Raw genomic sequence first — 21,539 nt, 5'->3', positions numbered from 1 at the left:
TTTGCACATGACGCAGGAGCTTTTCCCCGGCACGGTTGCCGGCACGGTCAAGGTCGGCGACGCGGTCGTTGGGTACCACGACGCAGGTGAGCAGCACGACGGTCGACCGGTCGTCCTCATGGTGCACGGCACCGGCGGCTCGGTCGAAGCGCACTTCTTCACCCTGTTTCCGATGCTCGCCTCCCGCGGCCGGGTCATCGGTATCGACCTCGGCGACAGCGGAGACGGTCCACTCGAGGTCGACGACCTCGTCGCGCAGGTGGCTGCCGTGATGGACGAGCGATGCCCGGACGATGCGGTGACGCTCGTCGGCTACTCGATGGGTTCGTGCGTCGCCGCAGCCACGGCCGCTGCCGTCCCCGACCGCGTGGACTCGCTCGTCCTGCTCAACGGGTGGGCGCAGACGGACAACGCGATGCGGCTGAGGTTCGACCTGTGGCACCGGCTCTACAACGAGCGGGATCTCACGTCCTTCCGCGAGTTCATGGTCATGAACATCTACGGGCGCGCGTTCCTCAACGCCATTCCGTACATTGGTCCGCGTCCTTGGTCCCAGGTGCTGCAAATGTGCTCCGACTACGTCGCCGGCCCGTCAGCCGACCGGCACATGGCAATGAACTCGCGCATGGACATCGCCGATCGAGTCGTCGAGATCTCCTGCCGCACCCTCGTCATCGCCTGCCGCGGCGACCAGCTCGTCCCGCTCGAGCACAGCTACGAGCTGTTCGGCGCCATCGCCGAGTCCACCCTCGCCGAGATTCCAGGCGGGCACGCCTCGGTCGCCGAACGGCCCGCGCACCTATTTCATCTGATCGACCGCTTCCTCAGGGAGCCTGAAGCATTCAAGAGCGGAAGCCGCATCGGGGACGACGTCGTCCTCCAGCTCGCCGCACTCGAGAGGAAGCCCGCATGAGCAACCCGCGCAACGACACCAGCTTGTTCCTCGACGGGTCGACCGTCCACGACGTCGTCATCATCGGTACCGGGTTCTCCGGCCTCGCGATGGGCACCCAGCTCAAGCGACGTGGCAACGAGGACTTCATCATCCTCGAGCGGGCCAACGAAGTCGGCGGCACCTGGCGCGACAACACCTACCCCGGCGCCGCCTGCGACCAGCCGTCCCACATGTACTCGTACTCGTTCCGGCTCAATCCGGACTGGAGCAGCATCTTCTCCGAGCAGCCGGAGATCCTGGACTACCTCAAGGCGACGGCGGAGGAGGAGGACCTTCTGCCCCACGTCCGCTTCAACGCGAACGTCGATATCGCGACCTGGGACGCCGACACCCGCACGTGGGTCATCCAAACCAGTCGGGGGGTGGTGCGCGGCAAGGTGCTGGTGTCCGCAGCCGGCCTCCTGTCCGAGCCGCGCCTGCCTGAGATCCCAGGGCTCGGCGACTTCAAGGGCGACGTCTTCCACTCGGCCCGCTGGGATGCAGGGGCCGACCTGGCAGGGAAGAGGGCCGGTGTCGTCGGCACGGGCGCGTCGGGCATCCAGATCGTGCCGCGCATCGCACCCGAGCTGGAGAAGCTCTTCGTCTTCCAGCGCACCCCGCACTGGGTGACGCCTCGCGGCGACTACCAATACAGCGAGGTGGAGAAGCGCATGTATCGCCGAAACCCGGACAGGCTCCAGGAACTTCGGACATCGATGTTCTGGGAGAACGAGGAGCGATTCGCCCAGCGCGCGGCGATCCCGGTGCTGCTCGCCAAGGCTGAGCAGGTCGCGCTCGCCCTCCTCGAGGAGCAGGTCCCTGACCCTGAGCTGCGTGCCAGGCTCACCCCGGACTACGCCATCGGCTGCAAGCGCATCCTCAAGTCCAGCGACTTCTACCCGGCGCTCATGCGCGACAACGTCGATCTGGTCGCCGAGGGCATCTCCCACATCGAGGCAGACGCGGTCATCGGCAAGAACGGCGGTCGGTACGAGTTGGACGTCCTCGTCCTCGCCACCGGGTTCGAGGCGACGGAGCCGCCTATCGCCGCCCACATCGTCGGTACCGGAGGGCGTACGCTCGCTGAGCGCTGGTCCGGCGGGGCCGAGGCCTACCAGACCACGTCGGTCAGCGGGTTCCCGAACCTGTTCCTCATCGGGGGACCGAACACCGGCATCGGTCACAACTCCCAGGTGTACATGTTCGAGGCCCAAATCGAGCACATCATGGGGGTTCTCGATCTCATGCGAGCCCGTGGCATCGCGGCCGTCGAAGTGGCACGTGAGGCTGAGCATGCCTTCATCGAGGAGATGGAGAAGAAGGCCGCGACCACCGTGTGGTTGACCGGCGGATGTCAGACTTGGTACATCGACCAGCGAAACGGCCGGCTCACGACGTTGTGGCCTGACTACTCCCACTCCTTCCAAGAGCAGATCCCGCGCGTCTTCGAGGACAGCTACATGCCGGTCTGACCACAGGCCGAGGGTGGGGTGCCGTCGGTGCCCTTCCCTGCTTTCGCTGAGCCTCGGGTGAAGCCACGTCTCACGGCGGCCTGAACTCGCCGGCCAACGGGTCGGCGAACGGTTCGAGACGTCGACTATGGAGACCCGCGCTCGCATCTACGAAGTAGAGGACGCTCGCGACGGCCCGTCGCATCTGGTTCACGATGGCGCTCCGTCCGCGCACCACGGAGTCGCTCGCCGACGTCGCGCACACGTGCACCGTGACGTGCTCGCCGTCGCGAACCTCGTCGACGTACGTCAGCCGGTCGTCGAGACTGAAGATGGTGAGCCCATTGTGGGCTCTGTAGTCCTCGTCGAACCCGAGCCGGTTGAAGAAGGACTCGCAACCAAGCATGTGCAGGTCGAAGGAGCCCCGTACCCTGAGGTGACCGTTATCGTCCACGTCGCGCTCGCCGACATGGTGCTCCAGGACGACTTGAACGTCCCGGACTTCTTCGAGCGCTGGCCCCGTAAGCGATCGGACATCGTTCGCCTCCCCGGTTGGTCTTTCGATCCTACGCCGCCATTCCCCCGCGCGGACGCTCCCGCGATCGGCCTCAGACGGGGGCGAGCGGGGTCAGGTTGATGACCTGGCCGCCGTCGGCGACCAGGTTCGACCCGGTCATGAAACTTGCCTCGTCGCTGGCGAGGAATCCGATGACGTGGGCGATCTCGTCGGGGTGGGCCGGGCGCTGCATGAGGTTCGCACTGATGGGCCGGCCCTCGAACTCTGGCGAGCCGAAGATCTCCTCGGTCATCGGCGTGCGCACCCAACCCGGCAGGACCGCGTTCACGCGAACGCCGATTCCAGCGAGCTCGACGGCGGCGTACCGAGTGAACCCGAGCAGGCCGCTCTTCGAAACTCCGTAGGGGACGGCGTCCTGCTCGGCTTGGAGCGCGTTGATGGAGATGACGTTGACGATCGACCCCTTCGACTCGGCCAGCAGCGGCGCAGCGGCACCCGCCATGACCACGGGGCCGACCAGGTTGATGGCGAGGGCCTCCGTCACGTCGGCGTCGGTCAGCTCGGTCAATGGCTTCATCGTTCCCAGGACGCCGTGAGCGCTGACCAGGACGTCGAGTCGACCATGGCGTTCGTAAACCTCGGCGACGAGGTGCTTGGCGGTCGCAGAACTGGACACGTCCGCGGTGACGTACGAACCGGCGTTGCCGTCGAGAGTGCCGACAGCTGCCTTCAGCTTGGCCTCGTCGCGGCCGGTGACGACGACGGCGTATCCCCGTCGAGCCAGCAATTGAGCCGCTGAGAGTCCGATGCCGCTACCGCCGCCGGTCACTAGCGCGACGCGCTGGACTCCACTGGGTGCTTCGTTCATGAAGTGCCTCCTTAGGCTCGCGCCGCGGAAGGCGCCGAGTGTACTGCGCGTCACACTACCGATCGTTAGGCGTCAACAGCAAGGACGCATTTGCGGAAATGGCGAGATGGGGTCGGTCTTGGTTTATGAAACGCGTTGACCGGACCCCTAACAATCGTTAGGATTTGTGCATGCAAATCTCGAGCTTCGGAGAGCGCCCTGTCGACCTGTCTGACGCCCTGGCTCATGTGCCGGGCTCGACCGCTCACATGGAACGCGCCCGACGGGTCATCCCGCGTGGCATGTCCTCCCGCGGGCGACTGCGGGCAGTCCCGGTGGCGTTCGACCGGGGCAAGGGTGCGCATCTGTTCGACGTCGACGGCAACGAGTACGTCGATCTGGTCATGGCGCTGGGCCCGATGCTGCTGGGGCACAACCCCGAGGCAGTCATCGAGGCGGCAACTCGCCAGCTCGGCAAGGGTCTCCAGTTCGGCGGTCAGAGCCTCGGGGAGGTCGAGCTCGCCGAGCGCATCGTCCAGCACGTCCCTTCTGCGGAGAAGGTACTGCTCACCAATACCGGTTCCGAGGCGGTCCAGTCGGCTGTTCGCATCGCGAAGGGCGCCACTGGACGCAGGGTCATCCTGAAGTTCGAAGGTCACTACCACGGGTGGATCGACCCCTTCTTCGTCAACAGCCCGGGGGTCCCTGCCGCAGGCGAGCAACACGGTCTGATCCCCGTCGTTCACAACATCGCCGGCCAGCCGACCTCAACCGACGTCCTGGTCATCGCGTGGAACGACGTAGCCGAGTTCGATTCGGTCATGGCCGAGCGAGGTGACGACATTGCCGCCGTCATCATGGAGCCGATCCCGTTCAACTTCGGCACGATGCACGCCGCTCCGGGCTACCTCGACCACGTAGCCGCGGAGACCCGCCGCCACGGCGCGCTGCTCATCTTCGACGAGGTCGTGTCTGGGTTCCGCATCGGTCTCGGCGGCGCTCAGGAGCTCCTTGGAGTCACTCCGGATCTCACCACGTTCGCCAAGGCGATCGCCGCGGGATTCCCGTTGGCTGCCGTTGCGGGCACTGAAGCCGCGATGGAGTGCGTCACCTCTGGTCCCGTCACCCACGGTGGTACCTACAACGGTCTGCCGTTCGCCGTCGCAGCGGCCATCGCGAACCTCGATTACCTGTCCGAGAACGCCCAGGTGCTCTACCCCCGGCTCGAGGCGCGTGGCGCCCAGCTCGCAGACGGTCTGAGGCGCGTGGCCGACAAGCACGGCATCCCTGTCGTGGTGAACCAGATCGGCTCAGTTCTCCAGGCGTTCTGGGAGCCGCAGATGCCCGTGGAGAACTACGCCGACGCCGCCGAGTCGAAGGCCGGACCCATCGCAGCCATCAACGAGCTTGTCCTTGCCGAGGGGGTCCATGCGGCTCCTCGGGGGATCAAGTTCCTGTCGACGGAGCACACAGTCGAGGACCTGGAGCGGGTCATCTCCGCGTACGACACCGCAGTGGGACGCTATCTCGGCTGAACCGTCGCGGCTACTGCAGCCGACGGTGCGACGCGGCGATCTCGGGTCGGGGCCGATGTCACACGTCGGCGGTGAGAACCGCTTGCGCAAGGACCCACGCCTGGTCCGCCAGTCGCTCGACCGGGGCTGAGGAGTCCTCGGCCCAAGACGTCGTCCGGTCGCACAGGGACATCAGTGCGCGGGCGCGAAGGACCGGGTGGTTGCCTGGGAAGGCCTCGGCGACCAGGCTAGTGACGACGTCGAGATACAGTTGGCGCAACCCGTTGAACCGTTCGACCTGCTCGGGATCCAGGTGCTTCTCCAGCGTGTGCGCCGCGGCGAGCGAGTCCCAGGCGCCAGCGCGCTCGGCGAACTTCACCTGCCATGTCGCGTGCTGCTTGATGATGTGCTCGAGCTGCTCGGCGTGAGGAAGGTCGATGTCGATGACCTGGCGGATGAACGTCTGGAAGTCGGACAGGACCTCCGTCATCGCTGCGATCAGGAGCTCGGGCTTGCTGCCGAAGTGTTCGTAGATGCTCGGTGCCCGGATGCCGCACGCGTCGGCGATGATGCGCATGGAGCTGGCCGCGTAACCGTCCTCCGCGAACAGACGGATCGACGTCTCGAGGATCTGGCGGCGGGTAGTACCCGAGCCCTCCAACTGCGACGGCTTCGCCGCAACCAGGAACCGCAGCAACGCCTGATCGGTGCTTGTGACTTGGGGGGCAGTCGTCATGGATCCTCGAATCGTCGCAGCCGTCCATCAGGCTGAGGTGGCCCCACCCTAACGCACATCTGCGCTGTCTGGGGAGCGCAAAGACTGGCTGTCTCGCGTGTTTTGTCTCGAAAGGGAAGGGCAATCACACAGCTGATTGACCATCGTGCGAACGATCGTTAGGGACTTTTCATGTCTTCGGACATCCGTCGTTCGGGCCCGCGCTTCGCTAAGTCTTCGGGGAACATCGTCATCACCATCGAAGTGAAGGTGCCGGCACTCGGCGAGGCAGTCATTGAAGGCACCGTGTCGGTGGTTGAAGGATGTCCGAGACCTGGTCGAGGTAGAGAGATTGGACGCATCAAGAAGGTGTCGTTCAATCGAACGTCTGCGTTTCAACACGCGGGGCGAGTTCGACACCAAGATCCGCTTTCCCGTGGCCCGTCTCGTCGAGGAACGACTCCAAGAGGACGACGCAGTCGGCGTCGGCGTCGCCGTCGTCGACGAGGGGCAGCGCACTCGGCCGCTTGAACGGAGAGGGGCGTGGTCCCAGCCGTCAGGCTGAGACCACGCCCCTCTCGTGTCGGTGCGTGCTCAGTCGCCGCTGATCTGGTTAAGGACTGACCCGGTGTCGTAGGCGAGGGCCTCGTGACGAACCTTGGTGTCGAGCATGGGAGCACTTGGCTTGTTCATGGAGTTCCGTTAGTTGTGAGAACAGGGGCGAGGGGTAGTCAGACGTCCTGCTGGCCGATGCGCGCGTACGTGGCCGGGCTCTTCCGGCGCAGGTAGAGCGCCAGGGTGACGCCCCCCAGGACGAGAGCGACAAGCAGCGCGAGCGCGATGCGCGCGCCGGTCGGAGCCAGCCCGGTCACGGCCTCCATGTTGCGGAGAGCCATCACGAAGATCGTCGCCAGACCGAGGAATGCTAGGACCGGCGCAATGAGCGACTGGAACAGGGTGGCGTCGTGACCCGCCGACCGGAAGAACGCGACGATGGAGACTGCGGTTGCCGTCATCAGCGCGAGCAGGCAGAACCCTCCGATTCCAGTCATGATGGCGTACGCCTGGACGCCTGCGGTGCCGGCGAAGGCAGGGATGGCGACCACGATGGCGACGCCGACCGCCACGACGGCCGCTGCGTTCCTGGGCGATCCGTGCTTGGGATGCACCTCGCCGAGTGCCTTTGGCAGCACGCCGTCCTTGCCGAGGGCGTAGAGATACCGCGACGAGACGTTCTGCGCAGCGAGAATGCCGGCGAAGGAACTGGTGCACAGCATGACGGCGATGACGTCGACGACGGCGGTTCCGAAGTAGTCCTGGACTGAACCCACGAACGAGCCGGTGGGGTCGACCGCGGACGTCTCGACGGCGGCCGCGGGTCCGAACGCCGTGATGTACATCAAGGTGCCGAGGGAGTACATCAGCGCGATGATGAGGACGGCAGCGTACGTCGCCCGGGGCACGGTGCGGATAGGGTCATTCGTCTCCTCGCGGAACACCGCGACGGCTTCGAAACCGGTGAAGCACAGGATGCCGAAGACAAGAGCGAACGTCAGGTTGCCTTCGCCGAACGCTGAAGGCGTGAACGAGCTCCAGTGGATGCCGCCGATCCCGTGATCGATGCCGACCGCGGCCTGCCATCCCAGGACGACGATCATCTCCGCGACGAGGGCGACGCCGAGGACCTTGGCCGAGAGGTCGACATTCAGCATGCTGAATGTCGACGTGGCCACGCCCATGAAGATCGACCAGAACCACCACGGCATGTCTGGGCCGCCGAGTGTGTCATGGATGAGTGAGCCGACCACGATGCCGCCGAAGATGAGCGATCCCGCCGCGATGAGGAAGTAGGCGCTGAAGGCGATGAAGGCAGCACCGAGACCGGGTGCCTTGCCGACGCCGGTGGCGATGTAGCTGTAGAACGCGCCGGGGCTGGTCATGTACCGGCTCATGGCGACCAGGCCGGCGGCCAGCAGCATCAGCAAGACGCCCAGTACCAGGAAAGTGGTGGGAGCGCCGGAGGCGTTGCCCAGGCCGATGACAAGCGGGGCGAACCCCGCCATCACGGCGAGCGGGGCGTTGTAGGCGAGGACTGTGAAAACGAGTCCGACGACGCCGAGGCGTCCTCGCAGCCTCTGCTGGTCGTTCGCGACAGTCACGCTGGTTCCTGCGGGGGGTGTGTCGATCATTGGTCTCTCCCAGCTGTTGAAGGGGGCGGCAGGTCGCGACAGGTGCCGAGGCCGAGAGATGTAAGTCACGTCACCTACCCGAACGATCGTGAGGGAGAAATGATCTCCGGTCAAGGGTTTTGGGTCTCCAGATGGTAAGAAGTTCGATTTAGCGGAGAGACAAGAAGCGCTGGGGTCCCCGGAGTCTTCCTGGGGAGGCGGCAATTTTGGTGGACCCGAGGGGCGCGTGAAAGGTTGCTCGCGATTTCGAGAAGGTGCCTAACGATTGATCGCCATAGCGGTGCGAAGTTGTTGTTGTCACGCGTGAACGGGGGAAGGGGCAGTGCCGGTGCGAGCATTTCGGGAACTCCAGTTGCTGGGGATTCTTCCCGCTGTCGTATAGCAGGCGGAGTCGTCGGATCGCGACCCCTGCTGGCTATGTCCTGTGACCCAGAACAACCAGCCTGGCATGACGAGTGGCCCGACCTGGTGGGTTCCGGTTGCCGAACCCGGTCAACAGCGGTGTCTTTCCCACTCCTAGCGGCAAGGCCGTCTTCACCCGTAACGACTTCGTTCACCTCCAGGCACCGCCGGGTCATCTGGTCCTGCAGACCCTGCGGTCCCACGACCAGTGGAACACCATCCCGTACGCCGACAACGACCGCTACCGGGGCATCCGCAACGGTCGAGGAGTGGTGCTGGTCAACCCCGACGACCTGGCTGACCTCGGCCTGAACGACCGTGACCTGGTCGACATCGTCAGCGTGTGGACCGACGGCACCGAGCGACGCGCCGAAGGGTTCCGGGCGGTCGCCTACCCCGCCGCACGTGGCTCGGCGGCCTCCTACTATCCCGAGACCAACGTGCTCGTCCCTCTGGACAGCGTCGCCGAGATCAGCAACACCCCAGCCTCCAAGGGCGTCATCGTGCGGCTCGAGCCGGCCGGGAGCAAGTGACTTGGTGGGCGGCCCGCCATGCGCCTGCTTGGTCTGCGGACTGCTCGCCGTGTGGGTGCCGGTCGTGCCTTTATGCCTTGTCGACCCACCTGACCAGCTCGGCTACCTTGCCACGTCCGAGCGGGCAGCGTCGCGATTGGCCGCCGCGGCGTCCGTCGGCAATACGTAGCCTTCCAGAACCAGCGGGGTGATGACCTTCCGCACCTTGGAGACGTACTGGGCGTGTGTCCTGTACATCGCCTTGAGCTCCGCGTCCGAGTAGTAGCGGTGCCAGCCGGACACGTTGCAGGGGAATGCGGGCCCGTTGAGTGCTCCCTGATCAGCTGTCGGCACGACGAACTGGGGGAGTCGGATCCCGCCTTCCACCTTGCCGTCGGCATCGCGTACGACGGTCCCTGCGTCCGTCGTCACGAAGCTCCGTGAAGCGGCGGCGGGCTTGCCGGTCCTGGACCAGCTGCGCACCGAGTCGATGGCCTTGTTGTAGACCAGACCCACGTCCACCGTCGTGAAGGGCGGGAGTTTGATGCAGGCGGGTTCGATCCACTCGAAGAAGGTGATCGGCTGGCCGTCGGGTGCCTGGATCGACTGATCGCGCTGCGCGATCGCCTCGATGTACTCCGCGCCGTAGAGCGAGGCGTGCGTCGCGCCGGCGATGTCCCACTTGCGGGTGTACTTCGATGTGCTCCACCTGGCGCCTCCGAATGAGCCGCCGAGTCCTTCGGAGTTGACGCTGATCGCCGGGACGTTCAGATCGGATCGCAGCTGGCCCGAACGGTCCCAGAGGGCGAAGCCGTCGAAGACGTCGTGGAGCGGCTGGATGGTGTTGTAGTAGACAGCCAGTCGGCCGGCCGACTGGGACTGACCGATGGCGATCGCGTCCTTGACCTTCAGGCCCGGCATCGGAGCGGCCGCGCCACCGGCGTTGTCCTTCAGCGCCTGGGTGACCTGCGCGAAGATGTCGTACGACAGCGGGTCTCCGGGGCACAGCGACGCCCCGTCGTCGCCGCACTTGTTGACGTCGACCGAGAGTCCGGCGTAGCGCGCGGGGCTCCAGGTCTTCAGCCGCTCGACACCGACGCGCTGTGCGGAGACGACCGCGACCGCGTAGCCCTCGCGGAGCAGGTACTCAGAGGCCTCGGCGGCAGCGAACTCGAAGTCGACCCCGATGGTGACGTTGGTCCACTCCACGGCCAACGTTCCGTTGAACTTGTCGGCCTTCGGGTAACGCACCATCACGCGTGTGCGATAAGGATTTCCGCCGTCCAACGCGGAGGCGGTCGTCAAGGTGCCCGGAGTCGCGCCGGCGTACCGGCTGGCCTGGCCCTCCGCGTAGAACTCGCGAGCGGTGTAACCCGCGGCCGCGAGGTCAACGGCCGTCGCCGACATCGGCGACGTCCCGGGAACGTCGACCTCCGACAGGGTTGCGGCGGGCACAGCGACCGGACTCGGTGCCTGCGCGGTCGCCGGCGGCACGGCGATCATGGCCCCGGCGAGAGCTACCGGCAGCAGCAACAGCGCAGCTCGGCGAACGCTCACCCCTGACAACGTCTTGTGCAGTGTGGACATCACAATCCTCTTCCTGTTTGCGGGAGCGCCTCGAGACAGGCGTGGGCTCGCCGCTCGGCGAGCGGCCCGCGACACATGGGGAGTCTGAGTCGGGCGGGAAGTTGGGGTCTTCACCGCCAGCCAAGTCGTGCGCCCGCGATCAACAGCCGTGCGTGGTGCAGCAAGTGGGTGCGCGCGGGCGGACATCACAATGTCCAGGACCGGCAAATCGGATGTCCGGTTCGTGGAAGACGCGGGTGACGCCGGTCACGTTGACTGCGTACGTCGCCGCACCGCGTGACGCCCGCACTTCGAAAGGATCGACGATCATGCCTGATACACCTGGTTCGGAATTCTGGCGCGACCTCAAGCCGATCGAGAACGCCCTCAAGCCCGACGCCCAGCCGGAGGTCTTCCACCAGTTCGCGCCCGTCGAGGACGAGCGCTACTACGTGCCTTTCAGCGACACCGTCGCTTCCCGCCCCCTGTGGATCTCTCCTCGCGACAACCGCTGGGCCGATGTCCTGTGGGCCAAGTCCGCCGGCCTGGTCAACCGGCACTACCACCCGCACGAGGTGTTCGCCTACACGATCAGCGGCAAGTGGGGATACCTCGAGCAGCCGTGGACAGCGACCGAAGGGTCGTTCGTCTACGAGACCCCGGGCGAGGGGCACACCCTCGTGGCGTACGAGTCCGATGAGCCGATGCGCTGCTTCTTCGTGGTCACCGGCCCGCTGATCTGGCTCGACGAGGACGGCAACAGCGACGGTCACTTCGACGTGCATGACTACCTGGCGCTCTGCCGGGACCACTACGACAAGGTGGGGATCGGCGCCGACTACGTCGACACCCTGATCCGCTGAGCGCCCGAAGCTCAGGACCCAGGCACACCAATGACGACAGCAGGCGCGGTCCGATGGCATGCGGCTGGTGACCTCCGGCTGGAGACCGTCGACATCTCGCCGCCCGGCGACGGTGAGGTGTTGTTGGCGGTCGCCTACTGCGGTGTGTGCGGGAGCGACCTCCACGAGATCGCCGACGGCCCGCACGCCATTCCGGTGAGCACCCCACATGCACTGTCGGGAACGATGGCGCCGATCACCTTGGGGCACGAGTTCTCCGGCACGGTGGTCGCGGTGGGGACCGGCGTGGACGCGTTGCCGCTCGGCACCCGGGTCGCGGTGGAGCCGAACTACCGCTGCGGGACGTGCACCGCCTGCCGGGAGGGTCGCTACGAGGTATGCGCGGCATTCGGCTTCGCCGGTCTGATGGGCGATGGTGGAATGGCCGAGTACGCCGTCGTGCCCGAGTACATGGCGCGACCGCTGCCCGACGGGTTCGATCTCGCCGCGGCCGCCGTCCTCGAGCCGGCGGCGGTCGCGTTGCACGGCATCCGTCGGTCGACGTTTGCCGCGGGACAGGCGGTCCTCGTCGTGGGGCTGGGTCCGGTGGGACTGCTCGTGTGCGCACTTCTGCGTGAGAAGGGCGCCGCAGTGGTGATCGGAATCGATCCTCGCCCCGCTCGACGCGAGCTCGCCGCCAAGCTCGGCGCAAGCGTTGTCCTCTCGCCGGACGATGACGCCGCCGGCGCGGTGGGCCAGGCAACTGACGGGGTCGGCGTCCACGTCGCGTTCGAGGTCGTCGGGAGCCAGCAGACCTTCGACCTGGCACTCGCCGGACTGCGGACCGGAGGAGAGCTGCTCCTCCTCGGCCTCGTCGACGAGCTCGTCGTGCCGGCGTTCCGCCTGCTCAACAAGGAGCAGACCATCACCACGAGCGTGGGCTACCGCGACTGCCACGACGAGCTCATCGCGATGTGCGCGGACGGCCGCCTCGACCTGTCCGCCCTCGTGACCGGTGTGGTCGGGCTGGACGAGGGGCCGGACGCCCTGGTGCGGATGGCATCGGACCCCGGTGAAGGCATCAAGACCTTGATCCACTGCGAGAGAGTGAAACGACCATGAGCTGGCAGAGCAACCTGTTCGAGGGCCGGACCGTTCTGGTGACAGGAGGGACGTCCGGGATCGGTGCCGGAGCGGCCTTTCGATTCGCCGAGCTCGGGGCCGACGTCCTGGCCGTGGGACTGGGTGCCCGAAGTCCTCATATCCCGGTGCATGAGCGTGTACGCGTGGTAGAGTTGGACGTGACCGACGCCGATGCGGTGTCCGCCTTCATGTCCGGCGTGCCCGCACTCGACGTCCTGCTGTGCTGCGCGGGGATCAGCCGCGATCGCGACGAGTACGACCTCGAGGTCTTCGCCCAGGTGCTGGCAGTCAACCTCGGGGCGACCATGCGGGTGGCCGAAGCGGCTCGGCCGCTACTGGCGCAGCGCCGTGGCTCGGTCGTGACGACTGCCTCGATGTACAGCTACTTCGGCGCCGCCGACCGACCGGCCTACAGCGCCAGCAAGGGCGGGATCGCCCAGCTCACGCGCTCGCTGGCGGCGGAGTACGCCGGGGAGGGGATCCGGGTCAATGCGATCGCTCCCGGTTGGATCGACACGCCGCTGTCGCAGGGACTGCAGGCAGACCCTCAGGCATCCGCGGCGGTGATGTCGCGTCTCCCGATCAGCCGGTGGGGGACCCCTGCGGACGTGGCGGATGCGTACGTCTTCCTGGCCTCGCCCGCTGCCGCCTACGTCACGGGAGTCGTCCTACCGGTGGACGGCGGATACCTGACGATCTGAAGACCCGAGAGGAGTACGCCATGACAGCAGCCTCCGTCGTCTCGTCCGTCTCGACAGCCGGGATCGAGCCGCAGGATCGCCTGGCGTTCTGGGAGCACTACAACGCCGAGGCACTCGTGGGGCTGACCTGTTCGTCGTACGTCGCCGAGGGTCTGGTCGCCAGCGAGCTCAATCTCGATGTCGGCGGCTTTCGGGTCGCCAACATCGCGGGCAACGCCCATGTCATCGAGCGGGCGCCTCAACTCGTTCGGAAACGGCCGAAGGACGCCGTCTTCGCCTCGGTCCTGCTCGAAGGCAGCGCGTTCTTCTACCACGCGGAGGGGTGCGCAACCCTCGGCGCCGGCGACGTGATCGTGTACGAGACGGACGTGCCGTACCTGTTCGGCTTCAGCAGCACCATGCGCCAGATCCTCGTCGACGTACCCAGGTCGGTCTTCGAAGAACGTTGCGCGCCCACGCCCGGGGTGCCGCTCAAGGTCGCCGCGGACGGGGTCGGGCCGGCAGCGGTGACCGCCCGTGCGCTCAGGCGGATGCTGCTCGGGCTGGTGGAGGATCCTGGCGCGGCTCAACACTCGACCGGCGATCATCTGCTCGACCTGTTGGGAACGATGACGGCGGGCAAGGGGACGCCCAACGGTGCGGCTCACCTGCTGTCGGCCAAGGAGTTCATCGCCACCCACCTGGGGGACTTCGACCTCTGCACGGATCGAGTCGCGCACGCCGTGGGGGTCACCTCGCGTCACCTCAACCGTGCCTTCGCCACCGAGGGCACCACGGTTGCGCAGTACATCCAGGGACGTCGACTGGAGGCGGCCCGTCTGGACCTCACCTCGCCCTCCATGGAAGGGCACCGGATCGCCGACATCGCCGGACGCTGGGGCTTCGCATCGCAGGCGCACTTCACCAGGTTGTTCCGAGCTCGATTCGGCCGCACGCCGTCGGAGGACCGCGGGTCCGTTCGCCCCTTGCCCGGAGGACCCTCACGCGACGGCACCTAGCCAAGCATGCGTGGAATGCCCAGTGGCCTGCGCACACGCTCAAGGCTGAGGGCGCGTCGTGCTGACAGGCTGATCGCATGAGTGGCTTCGGGTTGGACCATCTGCCCTACGGCGTCGTCACGCACCAGGGCCGGCAGCTCGTGGTCGTACGCCTCGAGGACGAGGTGGTCGACCTTGCGTCGCTGGCTGCGTCTTCGACGCCGTCCTTCGACCCCTCGGTGCTCGCTGGTCCGGAACTCGCGCCGTTGATGGCTGCCGGACCGGGCACGTGGTCGGCCGTACGTGCATGGCTGCAGAGCACCTTGTTCACCTCCTCCGCCGGTCGCATCCCGCTGGCCGAGATCGAGCCGCGGATGCCGTTCGCGGTGGCCGACTACGTCGACTTCTACGCCTCGCTCGATCATGCGTCGAACGTCGGCAAGATCTTCCGGCCCGACGCCGAACCGCTGCTGCCCAACTGGCGTCACCTCCCAGTCGGCTACCACGGTCGTGCCGGCACGGTCGTCCCCTCGGGCACACCGATCGTGCGACCTCACGGTCAGCGCCGTCCCGGAGCTGACGGGCGGCCGGGGTTCGGGCCGTCGCAGGCGCTCGACATCGAGGCCGAGCTCGGGTTCGTCGTCGGGATGCCCAGCGCCTTGGGGCAGCCGGTGTCCGCGGACGCGTTCGCCGACCACGTCTTCGGCGTCACACTGCTCAACGACTGGTCGGCCCGCGACCTCCAGGCCTGGGAGTACGTCCCGCTGGGTCCGTTCCTGGGCAAGTCGTTCGCGACGTCGATCTCGCCGTGGGTCACCCCGCTCGCGGCGCTCCAGGATGCCCGCGTGCCGCTGCCTGGACAGGATCCCGAGCCGCTGGACTACCTGCGGGTCGCCGAACCTGCCGGCTACGCGATCGACCTCGAGGTCGTCATCAACGACACGGTGGTGTCACGGCCGCCCTACGCCTCGATGTACTGGTCACCGGCCCAGATGCTCGCCCACATGACGGTCAACGGCGCGTCACTGCGTACGGGTGACCTCTACGGATCCGGAACGATCTCGGGCCCCGACCGCGATCAGCGCGGATCACTGCTGGAGCTGTCCTGGGGCGGCGCCCAGCCGTTCACCGTCGCCGACGGCGCCACCCGCACGTATCTGCAGGACGGCGACACCGTCACGCTGCGCGCCACGGCCGGCGCGATCACATTCGGTGAGGTCGAAGGCACGATCGGCAGTCGCTGAGGGGACAGCCCTCGGATGTCCGAATCCGGCAAGTCAGATGTCCGATTCGCGGAAGACGCACGTGACGCCGGTCACGTTGACTGCCTCTGTCTCCACCCCGCGCGGAGTCGCACCCGTTCTTCATCCCCCGCATGCCCGGCGTGCCCGCAGTGTCAACTTCCCTACCCGCTCAGCCAAGCCCGGAAGGGTCACTTCTTTCTACCTTGGCGAGGACGCTGGCGCTGATCGAGTTCCGGTGTCCTATCGAAAGGCTCATCAACATGAAGCGAATCATCGTCCTCGCGACGGCCCTGGCCGCTGCTGGACTCAGCGGCTGCGGTGGCAGCGCCGGAAGCTCCGGCTCCGACGATCCCATCGTCCTCGGCTCGGTCAACGCCCTCAGCGGCCCGGCTACGTTCCCGGAGGCATCTGCTGCAGCGAAGGCGGTATTCGACCGGGTCAACGCCGACGGCGGCATCAACGGCCGCAAGATCGAGTACACGGCGGCGGACGACAAGGCCGACCCCGCGACCGCGACGCAGCTGGCGCGCGAGCTCGTCGCCACGAAGGAGGCCGTCGCGCTGGTCGGCGGCGCGAGCCTGGTCGACTGCGACGTCAACGGCAAGTTCTACGAGCAGCAGAAGATCATGAATGTCGTCGGCACCGGCGTCGGACCGGGCTGCTTCTCCAGCCCGGTGATGGCACCCGTGAACGCCGGCCCGTTCCTCGACTCGCAGATGACGCTGACGATCGGATCGGAGAACCTCGGCCTGAAGAAGATCTGTGGGTTCGTCTCCATCACCGGCGCGACCAAGCCCGCCTACCAGGCGTCCATCGACGCGTGGAGCAAGGCGACCGGCAAGGAGCTCGTCTTCTTCGACGACAGCGTTCCCTACGGCAATGCCGACTACACGCCCCAAGCGGTGAAGATCAAGAAGGAGGGCTGCGACGCCGTCTTCACGAACTTCGTCGAGCCTGATGCGCTGGGCCTGCTCAAGGCAGCGACGGCGCAGAGCATCTCCGACGTCACGTGGCTGTTCCTGACCTCGGTCTATTCCGAGCAGTTCGCCAAGGCAGCGCCGGCGGGTCAGAAGGTCTATCTGCCCGCGGAGTTCCTGCCGTTCACCGACGCCAACGCCACGGCCAACAAGGACTGGCGCGACCTGATGACGAAGAACGAGCTGGCGCTGACATCCTTCTCCCAGGGCGGCTACCTCTCGGCCACCTACCTGGTCGAGGTGCTGAAGTCGATCAAGGGTGACATCACCCGAGAGTCGGTAACCAAGGCGCTGCAGACCATGGAGCCGATCGACAACGAGATGGTCGGCACGCCGTACGAGTTCGGGACCGGTGACAGCCACAACCCCAACCACGCCGGCTTCCCGGTGATGTTGAAGAACGGTGCGTGGTCGAACGCAGCCGACGACTGGCTCGTCGTCGAGCAGAACTAAGCGAGGCTGCGGTGTTCTCAGGAGCAATGAGCGGGCTCGCGCTCGGCGGCCTCTACGCCACGGTGGCCGTCTGCCTGACACTGATGGCACAACTGGCGCGGGTGGTGAACTTCGCGCAGGTCGCCTTCGCGATGTTCGGCACGTACGCGGCAGTGACGCTCGCCGATCGAGGCCTGCCGGTCTCGTTGGCGATCGTCTGCGGAGTGCTTGTGGGAACAGTCGGCTCTGGCATCCTCGGCGCGGTCATCGCGAAGTGGATGCCGGAGGCCGACATCACGAGGCGATCCGCCGTCTCGATCGCTGCCCTTCTGCTCACGCTGTCGGCGTCGTTCATCGCGTTCGGCACGAAGCCGAAGACCATCACCCCGATCGTCCATGGCGCCGCGTTCGAGGTCGGCGGAACCGTCGTGACCTGGGTCGGCCTGATCATGTGCTCGATGGCGCTCCTCACCGCTGCCGTGGCGACCGTGCTCCTCAGGAAGACCGACGTGGGCGTACTTCTCCGCGCTCTCGCCGAACGACCGACGACCGCGGAGCTGCTGGGAGTCCCGTCCCGGATGCTCACGATCGGGGTGTGGATGGCGACGGGCCTGGTCGCGGCCATCGCCGTGGCCCTCGTCGCCCCAACACAGACGAACGATCAGTACTCGTTGTCGATGCTGGTCGTGCCATCGGCCGCGGCTGCCCTGCTCGGCGCATTCCGCTCGGTGTGGCTGGCGGTCGCCGGCGGCATCGGGCTCGGGATGCTGCAAGGCGCCTTGGCCCAGTTCAACGATCTCTCCGTCCTCAAGTTCTGGATTCCATTCGTCGCGATCCTCGTGCTCCTGCTGTGGAGCGAGCGTAAGGAGGTATGGGATGCCGCACGTTGAAAGCGCGCCCACAAGGTCTGCCCTGGGCGATTCGCCGCTCGTCCCGGCGGCCCTGGCAGTCCTCGCACTCGTGGCGGCGGTTGTCGGCAGCCGGGTGCTGTCGCCGTACATGGTGTTCCTCGGCATCAGTGTCGTCACAGCCGCCATCGCGCTGGTCGGCATCGGTGTCGTCTCCGGACGTGCGGGCATGATCTCGCTCTGCCAGCTGTCGTTCGCCGCCGTGGGCGCGGCCGTCGTGGCCCAGCTCAATGAGTGGCAGGCGCCCGGCGGGTTCATCGTGTGGGTCATCCTCGGCGGCGCGGCGGCCGGGCTCGTCGGAGTCGTGATCGGCATTCCCGCCCTGCGTCTGCGCGGCGTCAACCTGGCCGTGGTCACTCTCGGGTTCGCGGCCGCGCTTCGACTGACCCTCGGCCTCACCCAGTTCCCCGGGATCAACGAGGGCCTGTACATCGATCGCCCGATGGCAGCCGTCTCCGACGAGGACTACTTCGTGCTCGCCGCGGCATTCCTGATCGCGTCGGGGCTGCTGGTCGCCTACCTCGATCGGACCAGGCTCGGCTCGAGCTGGCGTGCTGTGGCCTACTCCGAACGCGGCGCCGCTGCGGCCGGCGTAAGCGTTCCGTACGCGAAGACGACTGCCTTCGGCATCAGTGCGCTGCTTGCCGGGATCAGCGGGGGAGTGACGGCCGGCCAGGTCGGCGTCCTCTACCCGAGCAGCTTCGAACCCACTTCGTCGCTCGCTCTGTACGTGCTCGCCGTCCTGGTCGGTGCGCAGGCTGTCAGCGCCGCGGTGGTCGGCGGTGTTCTGTGGGTCGGCATCCCGGAGCTGTTCAAGTCCTGGGGCATCCCGCAGGACTGGGCGCTCGTGGTCTTCGGTCTGGCCGGCATCCAGGCGGTCGCCTCCGGAAACAGCATCGGGGACAACATCCAGAAGATGCTGGGCCGGCGCCATCTGCCTGGCAGTGCAGCTTCTGGGCCGGAGCCATCCGAAGAGGGTTCCCCTGACGATGGCGGGCTCGGGTCGTCGTCACCGCCTCCGGATCGCGCCGATGCCGGCGCCGTGGCCCTTCGGGCGCGAGGCATCACGCTGTCGTTCGGCGCGGTCACCGCCCTTGACGATGTCGACATCGACATCCCGCAGGGGGCGATCATCGGCCTGATCGGGCCCAACGGCGCAGGCAAGTCATCACTCGTCGACGTGCTCACCGGATTCACCGTCCCAGCGTCGGGAAGCATCGACCTCGACGATCGGGACCTGACCCGGATGCGTCCGACCGGGCGGGCTCGAGCCGGGCTGCGGCGCACGTTCCAACAGGACCGGGTCCCGCCGGGCATTACCGTCGGAGCATTCGTACGCCTCGTGGCTCGCGGCCGGCACAGCCGTTCGGAGATCAACGCGGTCCTCAGCCACTTCGGCTGCCCGCCTGCGCACGCTCGCCTGGCGGATGTCGACCTGGGCACGCGTCGCCTCGTGGAGGTTGCGGCGCACGTGCTGAGCCGACCCCGCGTCCTGCTCCTGGACGAGCCTGCGGCGGGGCTGTCTCACGAGGAGCACCTCCGGTTCGGCCAGCACCTGCAGGCCGTGCCTGCGAAGTTCGGCACCTCGGTGCTGCTCATCGAGCACGACCTCGACCTGGTGAGGTCGGTCTGCACATCGCTGGTGGTCCTCAACTTCGGCCGCGTCATCGCTGCCGGCCCCCACGAAGTGGTGCTGCGAGATCCCGCTGTGATGAAGGCCTACATGGGAGAGGTGACGGTATGAGCAGCGAGCTGTTCCTCGACGGCGTGTGCGTCGACCGCTCAGGAGGGCGGATCGTCTCCGATGTCACGATCCGCGTACGCCCCGGTGAGGTGACGACACTCGTCGGCCCCAACGGCGCGGGCAAGACGACGCTCCTCGAGGCCGTGTCCGGGCTCGTCGCGACGTCGGGAGGCGCGATCAGCTGCGACGGCCACGACATCACCAAGCTCAGCAAGGTCGAAAGGCGGCGCCTCGGCATCGTGCACGTCGAGCAGGGGCGTACGGTCTTCGGCTCGCTGAGCGTGATGGAGAACCTGAGGGTCGCGACCCGATCCGCAGCCGAGATCGAGCGTGCCTTCGACCTGTTCCCGGAGCTTGCCAAGCGCCGAGACAGCGACGCGACCCTGCTCTCGGGTGGTGAGCAGCAGATGCTGGTGCTGGCTCGTGCACTCGTCACCGCACCGCGGTTCATGCTCGTCGACGAGATGTCGCTGGGCCTGGCACCGGCGGTCTTCGGGCGCCTGCTGCCCATGATGACGGCGTTTGCCGAGGACGGCATGGGCGTTCTGCTCGTCGAGCAGTTCGCCCAGATGGCGCTGGGGATCTCGACCGGAGCGGCCGTCATCGCCGGTGGGCGACTGACGTACTCCGGCACTGCCCAGGCGCTGGTGGACGATCCGGATCTGCTGCACAGCAGCTACATGGGGACGTCGGCGGCTCGGGCCTGAAACTTGTCGCAGCGCGCATGCCTAGTGACGTCATGCGCTGAATTCCAGCAGATTGTGGCATCCGTCACACCACGTGAGGCATGCTTGGCTATATCAACCACACCGGAGGTTCCATGACGGTGGACAGCATGCCGGGGACGTCCAACGGAGTCGAGACATTCAGCACGGCCGATTTCCACGACTGGCGCAGCCACGTCTCGGAGAGTTTCGTGCCGCTGGAAGTACAAACCGATCGTCCTGACACGTTCCACGGCGACCTGCGCGCCAAACGGATCGACCGCTTGGCGATGTTCGACATCAGGGTGAGCCAACATGCGGTCATCCGCACCCCGGAGCTGGTGGCACGGTCCGGCCGTGACTTCTACAAGCTCTCCATGCAGCTGCGCGGCAGCAGCCTGCTGCTCCAGGACGGCAAGGAAGCCCTGCTGACTCCCGGTGACATCGCGATCTACGACACCACCCGGCCCTACACCTTGCTGTCCGACGACTACATGCGGCACATCGTGCTGATGTTTCCCCGGACATCCATCGACCTGTCGACCGAGGACCTCAGCGAGCTCACCGCCACCCGGCTGCCGGCCGACCTCGCGCTGTGCCAGGTGGTCAGCCCGTTCCTCCTGAGGATGGCCAAGAACTTCGAGTCGCTCCACGGCGTGTCGGCGCTCCGCCTCGCTCACACGACGATCGACCTGGTCACCACGTTGTTCGCCAGCGAGCTCGACATCGGACTGGAAGGCGCCAACGAGCCGCGGCGGAGACTGCTGAGCCAGATCAAACACTTCATCGAAGCCAACCTCGACGACGACTCGCTGTCGCCGGGCCAGATCGCCGCAGCCCACTACATCTCGGTGCGCCAGCTCCATCAGCTGTTCCAGACCGAAGGCAGCAGCGTGTCGACCTGGATCCGTACGCGACGCCTCGAGCACTGCCGCAGGATGCTGACCGATCCGGTGCACTCAGGGCGGTCTGTCTCGGAGATCGGTGCCCGCTGGGGCCTACCGGACGCGCCACACTTCTCGCGGGTGTTCAAGGCCGCCTACGGTGCCTCGCCGCGTCAGTTCCGCGCCGAAGCCGTTCACGACGCCTGATCTGATCCACAAGGAAAGGTGGCCGACGCCTGCGCAGGGACGTGCAGACCGGTGGTGTGGGTCAGGTCGGGGCCGCAGAGCACGAAGACGGCGTTGGCGATGTTCTCCGGCAGCACCTCGCGCTTGAGC

The 21,539-nt window shown here is 66.7% G+C and carries 19 protein-coding genes; 14 read left to right on the top strand and 5 right to left on the bottom strand.

Annotation, left to right across the window (positions count from 1 at the left end):
• Window positions 1-7 precede the first annotated feature (7 nt).
• Together ABZY89_RS03230 and ABZY89_RS03225 are read left to right on the top strand one after the other, a co-directional pair.
• Entirely contained in the window at window positions 8-913 is a 906-nt protein-coding gene (locus ABZY89_RS03230; protein ID WP_355224579.1) for an alpha/beta hydrolase, read from the top strand.
• Complete coding sequence (locus ABZY89_RS03225) at window positions 910-2,406, top strand: NAD(P)/FAD-dependent oxidoreductase (protein WP_355224577.1); 1,497 nt, start codon at window positions 910-912, stop codon at window positions 2,404-2,406. The genes ABZY89_RS03230 and ABZY89_RS03225 overlap by 4 nt, the downstream gene beginning before the upstream one ends.
• 70 nt (window positions 2,407-2,476) lie before the next feature.
• Here ABZY89_RS03225 and ABZY89_RS03220 read toward each other — a convergent pair whose 3' ends face one another.
• Window positions 2,477-2,839 carry a thioesterase family protein gene (locus ABZY89_RS03220; RefSeq protein ID WP_355224575.1) on the bottom strand — a complete coding sequence of 121 codons (363 nt, stop codon included), beginning with the start codon at window positions 2,837-2,839 and terminating at the stop codon, window positions 2,477-2,479.
• Between the two features lie 154 nt (window positions 2,840-2,993).
• Window positions 2,994-3,770, bottom strand: a complete 777-nt coding sequence (locus ABZY89_RS03215) for an SDR family oxidoreductase (protein WP_355224573.1) — start codon at window positions 3,768-3,770, stop codon at window positions 2,994-2,996.
• Window positions 3,771-3,940: 170 nt separating this feature from the next.
• On the opposite strand from ABZY89_RS03215, the gene ABZY89_RS03210 reads away from it, so the two are divergent.
• A complete protein-coding gene (locus ABZY89_RS03210; protein ID WP_355224571.1) occupies window positions 3,941-5,284 on the top strand; it encodes an aspartate aminotransferase family protein in 1,344 nt (447 codons plus the stop codon).
• 58 nt (window positions 5,285-5,342) lie between these two features.
• Here the strand turns inward: ABZY89_RS03210 and ABZY89_RS03205 are convergent, their stop codons facing one another.
• Both ABZY89_RS03205 and ABZY89_RS03200 read right to left on the bottom strand, forming a co-directional pair.
• On the bottom strand, window positions 5,343-5,999 hold the full coding sequence (locus ABZY89_RS03205; protein ID WP_355224569.1) for a TetR/AcrR family transcriptional regulator: 657 nt from the start codon (window positions 5,997-5,999) through the stop codon (window positions 5,343-5,345).
• 710 nt (window positions 6,000-6,709) lie between these two features.
• Window positions 6,710-8,137: an APC family permease gene (locus ABZY89_RS03200; protein WP_355224567.1), complete on the bottom strand. Its 1,428-nt coding sequence runs from the start codon at window positions 8,135-8,137 to the stop codon at window positions 6,710-6,712.
• Between the two features lie 485 nt (window positions 8,138-8,622).
• Here ABZY89_RS03200 and ABZY89_RS03195 point away from each other — a divergent pair, with 485 nt between their 5' ends.
• A complete protein-coding gene (locus ABZY89_RS03195; RefSeq protein ID WP_355224565.1) occupies window positions 8,623-9,102 on the top strand; it encodes a molybdopterin dinucleotide binding domain-containing protein in 480 nt (159 codons plus the stop codon).
• 102 nt (window positions 9,103-9,204) lie between these two features.
• On the opposite strand, the gene ABZY89_RS03190 is transcribed toward ABZY89_RS03195, so the two are convergent.
• The gene (locus ABZY89_RS03190) at window positions 9,205-10,668 is read right to left on the bottom strand and encodes an alpha/beta hydrolase domain-containing protein (RefSeq protein WP_355224563.1); all 1,464 of its coding nucleotides are present in this window, start codon (window positions 10,666-10,668) and stop codon (window positions 9,205-9,207) included.
• Window positions 10,669-10,976: 308 nt separating this feature from the next.
• On the opposite strand from ABZY89_RS03190, the gene ABZY89_RS03185 reads away from it, so the two are divergent.
• The 10 genes from ABZY89_RS03185 to ABZY89_RS03140 all read left to right on the top strand — a co-directional run bounded on the left by ABZY89_RS03185 (window position 10,977) and on the right by ABZY89_RS03140 (window position 21,410).
• Window positions 10,977-11,510 (top strand): 2,4'-dihydroxyacetophenone dioxygenase family protein, encoded by a 534-nt coding sequence (locus tag ABZY89_RS03185; protein ID WP_355224561.1) that lies wholly within the window; start codon window positions 10,977-10,979, stop codon window positions 11,508-11,510.
• Between the two features lie 30 nt (window positions 11,511-11,540).
• Window positions 11,541-12,611 (top strand): alcohol dehydrogenase catalytic domain-containing protein, encoded by a 1,071-nt coding sequence (locus tag ABZY89_RS03180; protein WP_355224559.1) that lies wholly within the window; start codon window positions 11,541-11,543, stop codon window positions 12,609-12,611.
• Window positions 12,608-13,333: an SDR family NAD(P)-dependent oxidoreductase gene (locus ABZY89_RS03175; protein WP_355224557.1), complete on the top strand. Its 726-nt coding sequence runs from the start codon at window positions 12,608-12,610 to the stop codon at window positions 13,331-13,333. Before ABZY89_RS03180 ends, ABZY89_RS03175 begins: the two co-directional genes overlap by 4 nt.
• Before the next feature lie 20 nt (window positions 13,334-13,353).
• A complete protein-coding gene (locus ABZY89_RS03170; protein ID WP_355224555.1) occupies window positions 13,354-14,331 on the top strand; it encodes a helix-turn-helix domain-containing protein in 978 nt (325 codons plus the stop codon).
• Window positions 14,332-14,408: 77 nt separating this feature from the next.
• Window positions 14,409-15,554 carry a fumarylacetoacetase gene (gene fahA, locus ABZY89_RS03165; RefSeq protein ID WP_355224553.1) on the top strand — a complete coding sequence of 382 codons (1,146 nt, stop codon included), beginning with the start codon at window positions 14,409-14,411 and terminating at the stop codon, window positions 15,552-15,554.
• 260 nt (window positions 15,555-15,814) lie between these two features.
• Window positions 15,815-16,984: an ABC transporter substrate-binding protein gene (locus ABZY89_RS03160; protein ID WP_355224552.1), complete on the top strand. Its 1,170-nt coding sequence runs from the start codon at window positions 15,815-15,817 to the stop codon at window positions 16,982-16,984.
• A gap of 26 nt (window positions 16,985-17,010) precedes the next feature.
• Complete coding sequence (locus tag ABZY89_RS03155; protein WP_355224550.1) at window positions 17,011-17,853, top strand: branched-chain amino acid ABC transporter permease; 843 nt, start codon at window positions 17,011-17,013, stop codon at window positions 17,851-17,853.
• Complete coding sequence (locus ABZY89_RS03150) at window positions 17,840-19,615, top strand: ATP-binding cassette domain-containing protein (RefSeq protein WP_355224548.1); 1,776 nt, start codon at window positions 17,840-17,842, stop codon at window positions 19,613-19,615. Before ABZY89_RS03155 ends, ABZY89_RS03150 begins: the two co-directional genes overlap by 14 nt.
• Window positions 19,612-20,322 carry an ATP-binding cassette domain-containing protein gene (locus ABZY89_RS03145; protein WP_355224546.1) on the top strand — a complete coding sequence of 237 codons (711 nt, stop codon included), beginning with the start codon at window positions 19,612-19,614 and terminating at the stop codon, window positions 20,320-20,322. Before ABZY89_RS03150 ends, ABZY89_RS03145 begins: the two co-directional genes overlap by 4 nt.
• A 113-nt stretch (window positions 20,323-20,435) precedes the next feature.
• Window positions 20,436-21,410, top strand: a complete 975-nt coding sequence (locus tag ABZY89_RS03140) for a helix-turn-helix domain-containing protein (RefSeq protein ID WP_355224544.1) — start codon at window positions 20,436-20,438, stop codon at window positions 21,408-21,410.
• Window positions 21,411-21,539 lie beyond the last annotated feature (129 nt).

The sequence above is a fragment of the Nocardioides sp. NPDC006303 genome (assembly GCF_040613175.1).
Taxonomy (GTDB): Bacteria; Actinomycetota; Actinomycetes; order Propionibacteriales; family Nocardioidaceae; genus Nocardioides.
Note: the sequence above shows the minus strand (reverse complement) of the source record. Positions and strands in the feature narration are given on the sequence as shown.

What these genes read in the sequence shown, in the direction of transcription:
- ABZY89_RS03140 (WP_355224544.1), top strand. Translation starts at nt 20,436, where the DNA reads ATGACGGTGGACAGCATGCCGGGGACGTCCAACGGAGTCGAGACATTC.
- ABZY89_RS03160 (WP_355224552.1), top strand. Translation starts at nt 15,815, where the DNA reads ATGAAGCGAATCATCGTCCTCGCGACGGCCCTGGCCGCTGCTGGACTC.
- ABZY89_RS03190 (WP_355224563.1), bottom strand. Translation starts at nt 10,668, where the DNA reads ATGTCCACACTGCACAAGACGTTGTCAGGGGTGAGCGTTCGCCGAGCT.
- ABZY89_RS03150 (WP_355224548.1), top strand. Translation starts at nt 17,840, where the DNA reads ATGCCGCACGTTGAAAGCGCGCCCACAAGGTCTGCCCTGGGCGATTCG.
- ABZY89_RS03205 (WP_355224569.1), bottom strand. Translation starts at nt 5,999, where the DNA reads ATGACGACTGCCCCCCAAGTCACAAGCACCGATCAGGCGTTGCTGCGG.
- ABZY89_RS03215 (WP_355224573.1), bottom strand. Translation starts at nt 3,770, where the DNA reads ATGAACGAAGCACCCAGTGGAGTCCAGCGCGTCGCGCTAGTGACCGGC.
- ABZY89_RS03145 (WP_355224546.1), top strand. Translation starts at nt 19,612, where the DNA reads ATGAGCAGCGAGCTGTTCCTCGACGGCGTGTGCGTCGACCGCTCAGGA.
- ABZY89_RS03175 (WP_355224557.1), top strand. Translation starts at nt 12,608, where the DNA reads ATGAGCTGGCAGAGCAACCTGTTCGAGGGCCGGACCGTTCTGGTGACA.
- ABZY89_RS03180 (WP_355224559.1), top strand. Translation starts at nt 11,541, where the DNA reads ATGACGACAGCAGGCGCGGTCCGATGGCATGCGGCTGGTGACCTCCGG.
- ABZY89_RS03155 (WP_355224550.1), top strand. Translation starts at nt 17,011, where the DNA reads ATGAGCGGGCTCGCGCTCGGCGGCCTCTACGCCACGGTGGCCGTCTGC.
- ABZY89_RS03225 (WP_355224577.1), top strand. Translation starts at nt 910, where the DNA reads ATGAGCAACCCGCGCAACGACACCAGCTTGTTCCTCGACGGGTCGACC.
- fahA (WP_355224553.1), top strand. Translation starts at nt 14,409, where the DNA reads ATGAGTGGCTTCGGGTTGGACCATCTGCCCTACGGCGTCGTCACGCAC.
- ABZY89_RS03185 (WP_355224561.1), top strand. Translation starts at nt 10,977, where the DNA reads ATGCCTGATACACCTGGTTCGGAATTCTGGCGCGACCTCAAGCCGATC.
- ABZY89_RS03170 (WP_355224555.1), top strand. Translation starts at nt 13,354, where the DNA reads ATGACAGCAGCCTCCGTCGTCTCGTCCGTCTCGACAGCCGGGATCGAG.
- ABZY89_RS03210 (WP_355224571.1), top strand. Translation starts at nt 3,941, where the DNA reads ATGCAAATCTCGAGCTTCGGAGAGCGCCCTGTCGACCTGTCTGACGCC.
- ABZY89_RS03230 (WP_355224579.1), top strand. Translation starts at nt 8, where the DNA reads ATGACGCAGGAGCTTTTCCCCGGCACGGTTGCCGGCACGGTCAAGGTC.